The following is a 12751-nucleotide window of genomic DNA, read 5'->3' as shown; positions in this document are numbered from 1 at the left end:
TGCGCAGGTCTAAGGGTGCCATGCCGGGCGCCCGTCGCTCGCATCGGCATGGGGGTGTGACCCGACGCACGCGCGCCCGGGACGCCGCTGACCTCAGGCGGGGACCCGTACGCCCGCGAGGTTCCCGATCATCCTCCGGGTGCTGGGCCCGACCACCGCCGCCCACTCCTGCGGGGCCTCGGCGAGCCAGCCGGCCACCAGCGCGGCGAAGCCGGGCACATGCCGGCCGAGGTCGACGAGTCCCCGGTCGAAGCGGGAGGCGCCGTCCGGGGTGCGGACCAGCAGGAGGCCGATGCGGTGGACGAGCTCGCGGAGGTCGGCGTCCGCGCGCGCGGCGACCGCGGGCAGCAGGGCGATCAGGACCGCGGGCTCCTCCTCGTGGTCGAGGAGGTGGTCGAGGAGTTCGTCGCGCAGCGCGCGGGACGCGGGGGTGCCCGGGCCCGCGAGGACCGCCGCCAGCACGGCCCGTACGCGTTCGGGACCGCCGTCGAGGAGCCCGGTGACCAGCGGCAGGAGGACGGCCCGGGCGCTGGGCCCCTGATCGAGGCGCCGGTCGACGTACGCGGCCACGTCCCCGGCGGTCTCCGGGCGCCCCTGGACGGCCTCCCGCACCAGCGCGGTGACCCGGCGGGCCAGGGCGGGCGTGGTGACGTCGGCGAGGGTGCGCAGCGCGTCCCCGGCACCGGGCAGCCGCAGCCGCTCCCGGAAGGCGTCCAGGACCGGGCCGGGGTGGGTGGCGAGGGCGGGGACCAGCGCGCCGGGCGGGAACCCGGGGTCGCCGGACGCGAAGTGCCCGAGCGCCTGCGGGAGATGACGGTCCCGGGTGTGTGGGTCGCGCACGAGCAGGGCGTGCGCGCCGCCGTGCAGGGTGGCGTCCTCCGGGCGGGCCAGCAGGGCGAGGGCGGCGTAGCGCAGCAGCTCGCGGTCGGCCTCGGTGCGTACGTGCGGCGCGGCCCGCAGTCCGTAGGTCACCGCCGCCACCCGGCGGGCCGGCCGCTCGTCGTGGGCCCACCGGTCCACGGCCCGGCACACCGCCGACGGCTCGTCCTCGGCGAGCACGGCGAGCAGTTCGTCGCCCCGCCGGTGCGCGCAGGCGACGAGGACCTCGGTGAGGTCGTCCAGGGCCCGGGTCCGGTGGGTGTGCAGCAGCGCCTGGGCGGCCTCGGCGACGGTCGCGTGCGGGGTCGCGGGCAGCGCCCGGTCGTCGTCGAACCAGCGGGTCAGCTGCGGCTGTACGGCGGTGGGGTCGACGGCGAGCAGCTCCGCCACGGCGTCCAGGAACCGCGGTCCGGGTTCCTGCGGGGGCCCGTCGGCGAGGACGAGCCGGCGCAGCAGGTCGAAGCGGGCGGCCGGCGGGAGCGGGAGGGCGGTCCAGAAGGCGGGTCCGAAGGCGGCCGGGACCGGCTCGCCGCGGCGGCGTCCGGCCACGAGGCGGTCGGCGAGCTGCCGCAGGACGTCGGTGTACGGCGTCGCGTCGGGCAGCCGCAGGAGGGTCTCGGTGAGGAGCCGGGCGGCCCACCAGGACTCCGGATCGGCGTCGAGGGCGTGCAGCAACTCCTCCAGCCGGTGGGCCAGTTGCGGGGTGCCGTGCTGGCGGGCGACGAGGAGCAGGGCCTGGACGACAGGGCCGATGCGGTGGTGCGGGACGGGCAGGGGGTGCTGCGGACCGGAGCGGCGGCGGTGGACCAGGGCGCGCAGGGCCTCGTCCAGGTCGAGGTGCGTGCCCTGGATCCAGTCGGCGAGCTCTTCATGGGCGAAGCGGTAGCCGGTGCCGGCGGGGACCAGGAGGCCTTCGGCGAGGACGGCGGAGGCCCAGCCGGAGCCGCCGAGCCGCTTCGGGGCCGGGCCCCAGGGGAACACCGCCTCGAACGACGCGCGGTCCAGTTCGCCCTGGCCGGGACCGAGGCTGCGGCGGGCGGCCTCGTGGACCTGCCCGGAGACCTTCGCGGCGAGTCTGCGCACGGCGGTGCCGCGCAGCCCGGTCGGACCGGCCAGCCGGACCGCGACGCGCAGGCACATCAGGTCGAGGTAGGCCTCGAAGACCTGGTCGCGGTCGACGGGGGCGTGGGGGGTGCCGGGGAGGGCGGCGCGGACCTCGGAGAGCAGCCGGAGGGTGAGGGGGTGCCGGTCGTCCGGGGCGGTGAGGGTGCCGTCGGTGAGGGCGTAGCGGGCCCGGGCCCGGCGGGCCTCGTCGTCGGTGAGGTCGGTGAGGGGCACGCGGGGCGGGATGTGCCGGCCGGGGTCGCCGTGGAGCAGGTCCGCGGGGAAGTCCGTGCCCTCCCAGTACTCCTCCCGGCACGCCACCACCAGCCGGGCGCCCGTCTCCTGCAACCAGCGCGCCGTGCCCCGGGTCCACTCGGCGAGGCGGTGGGCGAGGACCGGGGGCATCTCCTCGGGGCCGTCGAGGAGGAGGAACAGGGGGCGTCCGGCGGCCCGCGAGAGGTGGGCCAGGCGTTCGGGGGTGAGGTCGCCGAGGTCGGCCGGGCCGGTGTCCGCGGAGGTCGCGACGATACGAGCGGCCCGGCCGAGCGCGCGGCGCGCCGCGTCGGCCACCGAGTCGTCGGTGTCCTCCAGGTCGGCGCCGCGCAGCCAGAGGGTGGGGGCCGGGGCGGGGCCGCGGTGGCGGCGGGCGGCGAGCGCGGCGAGTTCCGTCGTACGGCCGCTGCCGGGCGGCCCGACGAGGCCGAGGACGGTGGCCGTGCCGTCGGTGAAGGCGGCGAACTCCCGTGCCGTGGCGGCTCGTTCGACCGGTTCCGTCGCGTCCCCCCGGCCCACGTGGCCGACCAGGATGCCGGACGGACCGTCCTGGCCCACGGAGGTGGCGGTCAGCTCCAGCACTCCGGCGAGGTTGAGATCGGCACCGTAGGCGGGGACGGTGGCCGCGTTCTCCGCGAGGAGGTCGGCGAGGGGGTCGGTGGCGGGGTTGTCCTCGGGCCGTTGGGGGACGGGTTGGTCGCCGGGCCGTTGCGGGAGGGGTCGGTCCCCTGGCCGTTGCGCGACGGGGTTGCCCGCGGGCCGGTCGGGGACGGTGTTCCCCGTGCGCACGCCAGCGAGGGGGCCGGTGCCGGGGGGCCGGAGCGGGATCGCGTGAGCGGTGTCGCGGTGGCCGCTCTGGAGGGCGGTGCCGAGGACGGCGACGACGGCTCCGGTCGCGGCGTCGAGCACGGGCCCTCCGGCGGCCCCGCCGCCCAGCCGCAGCGCGTCGCGGCCCGCGGTGCCGATGGCCAGCTCCAGGACACCGTCGAGGAGATGGCGGCGGTCGGTGGCCGTGTAGGTCACGGTGGCCGGGCCGAGCACGCGAGCCTCGCGCCAGCAGCCCGCGGGCAGGCGCACATAGGTGCCGGGCTCGACGGTGTCGCGCGGGGAGAGGGGAAGCGGGTCCACGCCGAGGCCCTCGGTGCGGACCAGCGCCAGATCCCGGCCGGGCAGCGGGGTCACGGCGTCGGCGCCCACCACGCAGCTGCGGTCACCGGCGTGCAGAACGATCCGGGCCAGCCCGTCGACGGCCTCGTGACTGGTGACGACGGTGCCGTGGTGATCGGCCACGAAGCCGAGCCCGCGAAGCCGTCCGGCCAGGTCGTGCACCCGCACGAGATCCTCGTCCCGCCCGACACCGCCGCCCTGAGCACGCGCCGCCCGCCCACCCCCGTGCCGCAACCGCCGCCCCCACCCCGACGCCCGTCCCCCGACACACCCACCACCACCGATGCCCGCACCAGAACCGACCCGCTCGACGCCACCGACCGCGATGCCCGCACCAGAACCGGCCGACGAGAACTCACCAGCGGCAAGGCCCGCGCCCGAGCCGGCCCAAGTCGCGTCATCGGAGGTGCGATCCGCGTCCGAATCAACCCACGCGGCGTCACCATCCGCAAACCCCGCACGAAGACCGGCCTGCTCAACGTCACCAGCCGCAAGCCCCGCACGGAAACCAGCCCGCTCAGCATCACCAGCCGCAAGCCCCGCACGAAGACCGACCCGCTCAGCATCACCAGCCGCAAGCCCCGCACCCGAACCGGTGCAAGGGACCTCCCCGGCCGCAAGCCCCGCCCCCGAACCCGCCCAAGAGACCCCACCGGCCGGAAGGCTCCCACCCCCGCCGGAAATCCGCCCCGCGGCCCCCGCTCCGGCGTCGTTCCCCCGAGCACCCGGCCGGACCCTCTCCCCCGCGCCCCCGTCACCGCGTCCCCCGCTCTCCCCTGCGGAGCCAACCGCTCCGCCGACGGAGTCACCCCCTGCCGTCATGGTCGAGCCTTCCCGCCGTACGCACGTTCCTGTTTTCGACGGTAGGTGCGGGGTGATCAGCGGGACAGATCGCGTGCGGAACGCGCCCCCTTCCACTCCCCCGGTTCACTCCGAGCGCCTGCCCGCGCGGGTGAATGGAAGGGGACCGGCGGATACACCCTAGGGGTGGGGGAACCGAGGGGGGACCGTGGAGCGGCGGCACAACCCCGTGATCGCCGCTCCACGGGCGAAGACCGCCCCGGTGCCCCGCGAAGAGGCCTCAGCCGAAGACGGCCAGGCTCTTCGCCTTGCCCTTCTGTTCCTCGACCAGCGCGAGGAAGACGCCCTCGGGGCCGAAGACGGCGACCGTGCCGGCACCCGCGTACTCCTCGGGCATGTCGAGCCGTACGCCGTTGGCGAGCAGCTTGGCCCGACGGGCGTCGACCTCCCAGCGCGGGAAGGCGGCAGCCGCGGCCTCGCCGATGGGCATCACCGTCAGCTCCTGCTGGAGCTGGTCGAGGGTCCGCGCGGAGTCCAGCTTGTACGGGCCCACCCGGGTCCGGCGCAGAGCCGTCAGATGGCCGCCCACGCCCAGGTCGGCGCCCAGGTCACGGGCGAGCGCCCGGATGTAGGTGCCGGAGGAGCAGACCACGGAGACCACCAGGTCGAGGACCGGGGTGCCGTCCTCGGCGACCGCGTCCCGGACGTCGTACACCGCGAAGGACGAGATCCGCACAGGGCGGGCCGGGATCTCGAACTCCTCGCCCTCACGCGCCCGCTTGTAGGAGCGCACGCCGTCGATCTTGATGGCGCTGACCTTCGACGGCACCTGCATGATGTCGCCGCTCAGCTTGGCGATCCCGGCGTCGACGGCCTCCCGGGTGACCTTCGAGGCGTCGACCGACCCCGTGATCTCGCCCTCGGCGTCGTCGGTCAGGGTCGTCTGGCCGAGCCGGATCGTGCCCAGGTACTCCTTCTCGGTCAGCGCGAGGTGTCCGAGGAGCTTGGTCGCCTTCTCGACGCCGAGGACGAGCACGCCCGTCGCCATCGGGTCGAGCGTGCCGGCGTGCCCGACGCGGCGGGTCCTGGCGATCCCGCGCATCTTGGCGACCACGTCGTGCGAGGTGAAGCCCGACGGCTTGTCGACGATGACAAGGCCGTCGGGCGTCCGGTTCTTCTCGGTCATTCGGCGGCGTCGTCCGTCTCGTCCTCGTCGCCCGGCTTGCGGTACGGGTCGGCCTCGCCGGCGTACTTGGCGCCGGCCGAGACCTCGCGCACCTTCTCGTCGGACTGGCGGGCCTTGTCGAGTAGGTCGTCGATGGTCTTGGCGGTGTCGGGCAGCGCGTCGGCCACGAAGGTCAGCGTGGGGGTGAACTTCACGCCCGCCGCGGCTCCGACCGCGGAGCGGAGCACGCCCTTGGCGCTCTCCAGTCCGGCGGCCGCGGCCGCCCGCTCCTCCTCGCCCCCGTACACCGTGTAGAAGACGGTCGCCTCCCGCAGGTCACCGGTGACCCGGGTGTCCGTGATGGTGACGTGTGAGCCGAGCCGCGGGTCCTTGATCCCGCGCAGCAGCTTCTGGGCCACCACCTCTCGGATGAGGTCCGCCAGCCTCTTGGCGCGCGCGTTGTCGGCCACTGGTCCGTCTCCTTAAGTACTTACTTGTTGCGTCAGTCTTCGTCGCTGTGGAGCCTGCGTCGAACCGAGAGCAGTTCCACCTCGGGCCGCCCGGCCACCAGCCGCTCGCAGCGGTCCAGTACGTCGGTGAGGTGTCCCGTGTCCCCGGACACCACCGCCAGCCCGATCTCGGCCCGGCGATGGAGGTTCTGGTTCCCCGTCTCCGCCACGCTCACCGCGTACTTGCGCTGGAGCTCGGCCACGATCGGACGGACGAGAGAGCGTTTCTCCTTCAGCGAGTGCACGTCACCGAGGAGCAGGTCGAAGGACAGAGTCCCCACATACATGTGTGTCCGGATGTCCCGCCGGTTCGGGGTACGGGCGCCGCGTCGACGCCGATACGGGAACCGTACACGCAACGGCCGGGGCCGATCGACGGAAATTCCCAGAGGGAACGGCTCCGCCGATCGGCCCCGATCGCGTGCTGTGACGGTCAGCCTCGCGGCTTCTCGCGCATCTCGTACGTCGCGATGACGTCGTCGACCTTGATGTCGTTGAAGTTTCCGAGGTTGATACCGCCCTCGAAGCCTTCGCGGATCTCGGTGACGTCGTCCTTGAAGCGGCGCAGGCCCTCGATGTTGAGGTTCTCCGCGATGACCTTGCCATCGCGCAGCAGTCGGGCCTTGGTGTTGCGCTTGACCTCGCCGGAGCGGATGAGAACACCCGCGATGTTGCCCAGCTTGGACGAGCGGAAGACCTCGCGGATCTCCGCCGTACCGAGCTCGACCTCTTCGTACTCCGGCTTGAGCATGCCCTTGAGGGCCGCCTCGATCTCCTCGATCGCCTGGTAGATGACCGAGTAGTAGCGGACGTCCACGCCTTCGCGCTCGGCCATCTGCTGTGCCCGCCCGGCGGCGCGCACGTTGAAGCCGATCACGATGGCGTCCGAGCCCATCGCCAGGTCGATGTCCGACTCCGTGACCGCACCGACACCGCGGTGCAGGACGCGGATGTCGACCTCTTCGCCGACGTCCAGCTGGAGCAGGGAGGACTCGAGGGCCTCGACGGAACCAGAAGCGTCACCCTTGATGATGAGGTTGAGCTGCTGGACCTCGCCGGCCTTGAGCACCTTGTCCAGGTCCTCGAGCGAGACACGGCGCGTGCGCTTGGCGAAGGCCGCGTTGCGCTCGCGGGCGGCACGCTTCTCGGCGATCTGACGGGCCGTACGGTCCTCGTCGACCACCAGGAAGTTGTCGCCGGCGCCCGGGACGTTGGTCAGACCCAGCACCTGGACCGGCGTGGACGGACCCGCCTCGGCGACGTTGTTGCCGTTGTCGTCGAGCATGGCGCGCACACGACCGTAGGCGTCGCCCACGACCATCGTGTCGCCGACCCGCAGGGTGCCTCGCTGCACGAGGACCGTCGCCACGGCACCGCGGCCGCGGTCGAGACGGGACTCGATGGAGATGCCCTGCGCGTCCTGGTTCGGGTTGGCCCGCAGGTCGAGCGAGGCGTCCGCGGTGAGGACCACGGCCTCCAGCAGGGAGTCGATGTGCAGACCCTGCTTGGCGGAGATGTCGACGAACATGGTGTCGCCGCCGTACTCCTCGGCCACCAGGCCGTACTCGGTCAGCTGACCGCGCACCTTGGTCGGGTCGGCACCCTCGACGTCGATCTTGTTGACCGCGACGACGATCGGGACGTCGGCCGCCTTGGCGTGGTTGAGCGCCTCGACCGTCTGCGGCATGACGCCGTCGTTGGCCGCGACGACCAGGATCGCGATGTCCGTCGACCGGGCACCACGGGCACGCATGGCGGTGAACGCCTCGTGACCCGGGGTGTCGATGAAGGTGATCGCGCGGTCCTCGTCGTTGACCTGGGTCGAGACCTGGTAGGCACCGATGTGCTGGGTGATGCCGCCGGCCTCGCCCGCGATGACGTTCGTCTTGCGGATGGCGTCGAGGAGTCGGGTCTTACCGTGGTCGACGTGACCCATGACGGTCACGACCGGCGGACGGACCACCAGGTCCTCGTCGTCGCCCTCGTCCTCGCCGAACTCGATGTCGAAGGACTCGAGCAGCTCGCGGTCCTCCTCCTCCGGGCTGACGATCTGAACCTCGTAGTTCATCTCGCCCGCGAGGAGCTGGAGCGTCTCGTCGGAGACGGACTGCGTGGCCGTGACCATCTCGCCGAGGTTCATCATGACCGCGACGAGCGACGCCGGGTTGGCGTTGATCTTCTCCGCGAAGTCGGTGAGGGAGGCACCGCGCGACAGGCGAATGGTCTCGCCGTTGCCGCGAGGCAGCATCACGCCGCCGACCGACGGGGCCTGCATGGCCTCGTACTCCTGGCGCCTCTGCCGCTTCGACTTGCGACCGCGACGCGCGGGACCGCCGGGACGACCGAAGGCGCCCTGCGTGCCACCACGGCCACCGGGACCGCCGGGACGACCACCGAAGCCGGGACGACCGCCGCCACCGGCGCCGGGACCACCCGGACGACCGGCGAAGCCGCCGCCACCGCCACCGGGACCACCGGGACGACCGGCGAAGCCGCCACCGCCGCCACCGGGACGACCGGCGAAGCCGCCGCCACCACCCGGGCGACCGCCGCCGCCACCGGGACGACCGCCTGCGCCGGGACCGCGGCCACCGGGGCCACCGCCGCCGGGACGCGGGCCGGCAGCCGGACGCTGCGGCATCATGCCGGGGTTGGGACGCGGGCCGCCGGGGCCGCCGCCGGGACGGGGACCGCCCTGCGGACGGGGCATGCCGCCCGGGCTGGGACGGGCGCCGCCCGGAGCCTGCGGACGGGGACCGCCCGCCGCGCCCTGGGGACGGGGACCGCCCTGGCCCTGACCCTGCGGACGCGGGGCGCCGCCGGGAGCGCCACCGGGGCCACCCGGGCCACCGGGACGCGGGGCACCGCCCGGACGGGGCGCCTGCGGGCGCGCCATGCCGGTGGAGCCACCAGAGGTGAAGGGGTTGTTGCCCGGACGGGGACCGGCCGGACGGGCACCGGGACGAGCACCCTGGCCACCCGGACGCGGGGCGCCGGGACGGTCGGTGCGGTCACCGCGGCCCTGGCCGCCCTGACCGGGGGCACCGGCCGGACGCGGGGCGCCGGGACGCGGGGCCTGCTGGCCGGCCGGACGCGGGGCGCCCGGACGCGGGCCGGAGCCCTGGCCCTGCGCACCCTGGCCCTGGGAGGCCGGAGCGGCGGGGGCCGACGGGGGTGCCGTGAACTCGGGCGTGGTCGGAGCCGGGGACGCCGGCGCGGGGCGCGGCGCGGGCTTCGGGCCCGGGGTGGGACGGGGGCCGGGAGTGACCGGCGCGGCGGGAGCCGCGGGCCGCTCGGCGGCGGCCGGCTTGGGGGCCGGCGGGCGCGGGGCGGCCGGACGGGCTGCCTGCGCGGGAGAGGGGGCCGCCGGACGGGCCGGGGCGGCCTTGCGTGCGGGGGCGGGCTTGCCGCCTCCGTTGCCCTGCTGGAGGGCGTCCGTCAACTTACGGACGACGGGCGCTTCGATGGTCGAAGACGCCGAACGGACGAATTCACCGAGTTCCTGGAGCTTGGCCATGACGACCTTGCTCTCAACCCCGAACTCCTTGGCGAGTTCGTATACCCGGACCTTAGCCACTTCGCTCCTTTTAGGTCCGGGTGCGTCCGGACCGTCGCTACTTCATGGGCGTACTCATCGCGTGCTCATCGAGTGCTCATCGCAATCTCGACCTACTTCCAACTCGCGGGGTACCAGGGCCGCACGGGGGTTCCGCACGACCTTCCTTACGGTGTTGCCTGCCGGCAACTCTCTGTCTGCTCGACGTACTGGCGCAACGCGTTTGTGTCGAGCGCTCCCGGGGCGCGCAGCGCCCGCGTGAACGCCCGGCGGCGTACCGCCTGGTCGAGACAGACCAGGGCGGGGTGGATGTACGCACCCCGGCCGGGCAGCGTACCGCGATGATCGGGGACGCATGCGTCCTTGATCGCCACGATGCGCAGCAGATCGGTCTTGGCCGCTCGCTGCCTGCATCCCACACAGGTGCGTTCAGGGCATGCGCGGGCGTGCGTCCGGCCAGACACTCTTAAGTCTACCTCCCCGTAACGACCTCACCCCTTGGGGGCAGGGATCGAACGGTTGTTGTCGTGATCTCAGCGGCGTACGGCTTGGATCTATTCCTCGGCCCGTCCGCCGTCCTGTTCGGGGGTCCTAGCGGTCCTGGTCGGCGGGCTGCTCGGTGTCCGGCCGGATGTCGATCCGCCAGCCGGTGAGCCGGGCGGCGAGCCGGGCGTTCTGCCCTTCCTTGCCGATGGCGAGGGAGAGCTGGTAGTCCGGGACGGTCACGCGCGCGGAGCGGGCGGCCATGTCCACGACCTCGACCTTGGAGACCCGGGCCGGCGACAGCGCGTTCGCCACCATCTCGGCCGGGTCGTCCGACCAGTCGACGATGTCGATCTTCTCACCGTTGAGCTCGCCCATGACATTGCGCACCCGGCCGCCCATGGGGCCGATGCAGGCGCCCTTGGCGTTCAGACCCGAACGGGTGGACCGGACGGCGATCTTGGTGCGGTGACCGGCCTCACGTGCGATGGCGGCGATCTCGACGGAGCCGTCGGCGATCTCCGGCACCTCCAGTGCGAAGAGCTTCTTCACCAGGTTGGGGTGCGTGCGCGAGAGGGTGACGGACGGGCCGCGCACACCCCGCGCCACCCGTACGACGTACGACCGCAGCCGCATGCCGTGCGGATACGTCTCGCCGGGGACCTGTTCCTGCACCGGCAGGATGGCCTCCAGCTTGCCGATGTCCACGAGGACGTTCTTCGGGTCGCGGCCCTGCTGGACCACGCCCATGACGATGTCGCCCTCACGTCCCGCGTACTCGCCGAGCGTCGCGTCGTCCTCGGCGTCGCGCAGCCGCTGGAGGATGACCTGCTTGGCGGTGGTGGCGGCGATGCGGCCGAAGCCCGAGGGGGTGTCGTCGAACTCGCGGGCCTCCTGGCCCTCCTCGAGGTCGTCGGGGTCCTCCTTCGCCCACACGGTCACATGGCCGGTCTCCCGGTTGAGCTCCACGCGCGCGTGACGGCGGCTTCCCTCGGTGCGGTGGTAGGCGATGAGGAGGGCCGACTCGATCGCCTCGACCAACAGGGGGAAGGAGATCTCCTTCTCCCGTACCAAGCCCCGCAGGGCACTCATGTCGATGTCCACGGCTACGCCTCCTCTTCGTTCTTGTCTTTGCGGTTGAACTCGACCTGCACGCGTGCCCTGTCGATGTCGGAGAAGGCGATTCTGCGCGCGGTGGCCTTGCGGCCCTTCACGCCGGGGACCTCGAGGTCGAGGCCTTCGTCGTCGACGGTCAGGATCCGCGCGACCAGTTCGGCGCCGTCGGTCAGCTGGAACTTCACCAGCCGGTCCACGGCGCGCACGTAGTGCCGGTGCTCCTTGAGGAGCCGCTCGGCGCCCGGGGTGCCGACCTCGAGGGTGTACTCCCCCGCGCCCATCGCGTCGTCCTCGTCGAGCTTCGCCGAGAGCGCACGGCTCACATCGGCGATCTGGTCCAGGTCGGCACCGGTGTCGGAGTCCACGACGACGCGCAGCACGCGCTTCCGGCCGACGGAGTCCACGGCGATCTCTTCGAGATCCAGGCCCTGGGAGGTGACGAGCGGTTCCAGGAGCTCTCGCAGCCTCTCGCTCTGGGTGGTGCTCATCCGGGTGACTCCTCGGCCGCGTGTGCTGTTGTGGGTAGGTCGCGTGTCTGGTCAAAGGGTATCCGGTCGCGGGGGGTGTTGCCGTCCAGGTGAGGTCGGATGCGCGGGTACCGTGATCGCCGGCGGGCCCGACCTCCCGCCCGTGTGTTCGTACGAGCTTCCCGAGGACGTCTGCCGTGTCGTACCCCCCTCCGCCGCGCGTTCCCCCCGGGCCGCGCAGAAGATCCCTGCTCGCGTCGGTCGCCGGCGGCGTCCTGCTGACGGGGTGCTCCGACGGCGACAGGAGCGGCGGGGAGGGGACCTCCGGCAGTCCCTCCGTCGCGGAGCGGGTACGCGCGCGTGCGGCGCGGGACAGCCGGGGGATCGTCGAGCGGTACGACGCCGTCCTGGCCGCCTTCCCGACGCTCGCGGAGCGCGTGGGGCCGTTGCGCGCGGAGGCGGTGCGGCACGCGGAGGCGTTCGGGGAGACGGCTTCGAAGGCCTCCCCGAGCCCGTCGGTCAGCCCCTCCGGCACCCCGGACGGGGCCTCACCGTCGCCGTCCGCCTCGCCGTCGGCCACCGTGCCCGCGACCGAGAAGGACGCCCTCGCGCAGCTCGCCGCCGTCGAGCGGGCGCTCGCCGACCGGCGGGCCAAGGCGCTGCTGGAGGTGCCGGGCGAGCTGGCCCGGCTGCTGGCCTCGGTGGCGGCGGCCGGCGCGGCCCACGCCTATCTGCTGACGGAGGGTTCCCGATGAGCGAGAAGCGTGAGCTGGAGGCCCTTCAGGAGGCGCTGGCCGCCGAGCACGCGGCGGTCTACGGCTACGGCGTCGTCGGCGGCCGGATCGGCGCCGCCCGGCGCACGGAGGCCGTGGCCGCCTACGACTCCCACCGGGCCCGCCGGGACAGCCTGGCGCGCGCCATAGGGGACCTGGGCGGCACCCCGGTGGCCGCGTCGGCCGCGTACGCGCTGCCCTTCCCGGTGCCGGACGCGGCCGCGGCCGTACGGTTCGCCGCCCTGCTGGAGGACCGGGTGGCCGGGGTGTACGCGGACGTGGTCCGGGCAACCGAGGGCGAGCGGCGTGGCACGGCCGCCGAGGCGCTGCGGGAGGCCGCGGTGCGGGCGGTGCGCTGGCGAGGCGGCAGCGTAGCCTTCCCTGGGCTCGCGGAGCGGGCGGGAAAGGCATCGCCCACGGCGTGACACGGCGGTCGCACACAGCGGTCGCAGACGGCG

The 12751-nt window shown here is 73.8% G+C and carries 10 protein-coding genes; 2 read left to right on the top strand and 8 right to left on the bottom strand.

Annotated elements, in window-relative coordinates; genetic code table 11:
- Window positions 1-93 precede the first annotated feature (93 nt).
- The 8 genes from AQJ54_RS06440 to rimP all read right to left on the bottom strand — a co-directional run bounded on the left by AQJ54_RS06440 (window position 94) and on the right by rimP (window position 11541).
- The gene (locus tag AQJ54_RS06440) at window positions 94-3591 is read right to left on the bottom strand and encodes a trypsin-like peptidase domain-containing protein (protein WP_062234672.1); all 3498 of its coding nucleotides are present in this window, start codon (window positions 3589-3591) and stop codon (window positions 94-96) included.
- 913 nt (window positions 3592-4504) lie between these two features.
- Window positions 4505-5410, bottom strand: coding sequence for a tRNA pseudouridine(55) synthase TruB (gene truB, locus AQJ54_RS06435; RefSeq protein WP_062234669.1), 906 nt, complete (start codon window positions 5408-5410; stop codon window positions 4505-4507).
- A complete protein-coding gene (rbfA, locus tag AQJ54_RS06430; RefSeq protein ID WP_020138838.1) occupies window positions 5407-5859 on the bottom strand; it encodes a 30S ribosome-binding factor RbfA in 453 nt (150 codons plus the stop codon). Before rbfA ends, truB begins: the two co-directional genes overlap by 4 nt.
- A 32-nt stretch (window positions 5860-5891) precedes the next feature.
- Window positions 5892-6185, bottom strand: a complete 294-nt coding sequence (locus AQJ54_RS06425; protein WP_030315687.1) for a DUF503 domain-containing protein — start codon at window positions 6183-6185, stop codon at window positions 5892-5894.
- A gap of 146 nt (window positions 6186-6331) precedes the next feature.
- Window positions 6332-9475, bottom strand: coding sequence for a translation initiation factor IF-2 (gene infB / locus AQJ54_RS43280; protein ID WP_079069752.1), 3144 nt, complete (start codon window positions 9473-9475; stop codon window positions 6332-6334).
- A gap of 146 nt (window positions 9476-9621) precedes the next feature.
- Window positions 9622-9918 (bottom strand): YlxR family protein, encoded by a 297-nt coding sequence (locus AQJ54_RS43275; RefSeq protein ID WP_078616769.1) that lies wholly within the window; start codon window positions 9916-9918, stop codon window positions 9622-9624.
- A 127-nt stretch (window positions 9919-10045) separates the two neighbouring features.
- Window positions 10046-11041 (bottom strand): transcription termination factor NusA, encoded by a 996-nt coding sequence (gene nusA / locus AQJ54_RS06410; protein WP_030315690.1) that lies wholly within the window; start codon window positions 11039-11041, stop codon window positions 10046-10048.
- 2 nt (window positions 11042-11043) lie between these two features.
- The gene (gene rimP / locus AQJ54_RS06405; protein WP_062026681.1) at window positions 11044-11541 is read right to left on the bottom strand and encodes a ribosome maturation factor RimP; all 498 of its coding nucleotides are present in this window, start codon (window positions 11539-11541) and stop codon (window positions 11044-11046) included.
- 176 nt (window positions 11542-11717) lie between these two features.
- Between rimP and AQJ54_RS06400 the strand changes: the two genes are divergently transcribed.
- Both AQJ54_RS06400 and AQJ54_RS06395 read left to right on the top strand, forming a co-directional pair.
- Window positions 11718-12275 (top strand): hypothetical protein, encoded by a 558-nt coding sequence (locus tag AQJ54_RS06400; protein WP_062234663.1) that lies wholly within the window; start codon window positions 11718-11720, stop codon window positions 12273-12275.
- Complete coding sequence (locus AQJ54_RS06395; RefSeq protein WP_062234660.1) at window positions 12272-12718, top strand: ferritin-like domain-containing protein; 447 nt, start codon at window positions 12272-12274, stop codon at window positions 12716-12718. Before AQJ54_RS06400 ends, AQJ54_RS06395 begins: the two co-directional genes overlap by 4 nt.
- Window positions 12719-12751 lie beyond the last annotated feature (33 nt).

It is taken from the genome of Streptomyces griseorubiginosus (assembly GCF_001514195.1).
GTDB classification, from domain to species: Bacteria; Actinomycetota; Actinomycetes; order Streptomycetales; family Streptomycetaceae; genus Streptomyces; species Streptomyces griseorubiginosus.
Note: the sequence above shows the minus strand (reverse complement) of the source record. Positions and strands in the feature narration are given on the sequence as shown.

Excerpts from the sequence above, each read along its gene's own strand:
- AQJ54_RS06425 (WP_030315687.1), bottom strand. The coding sequence starts at position 6,185 with ATGTATGTGGGGACTCTGTCCTTCGACCTGCTCCTCGGTGACGTGCAC.
- truB (WP_062234669.1), bottom strand. The coding sequence starts at position 5,410 with ATGACCGAGAAGAACCGGACGCCCGACGGCCTTGTCATCGTCGACAAG.
- rimP (WP_062026681.1), bottom strand. The coding sequence starts at position 11,541 with ATGAGCACCACCCAGAGCGAGAGGCTGCGAGAGCTCCTGGAACCGCTC.
- AQJ54_RS06395 (WP_062234660.1), top strand. The coding sequence starts at position 12,272 with ATGAGCGAGAAGCGTGAGCTGGAGGCCCTTCAGGAGGCGCTGGCCGCC.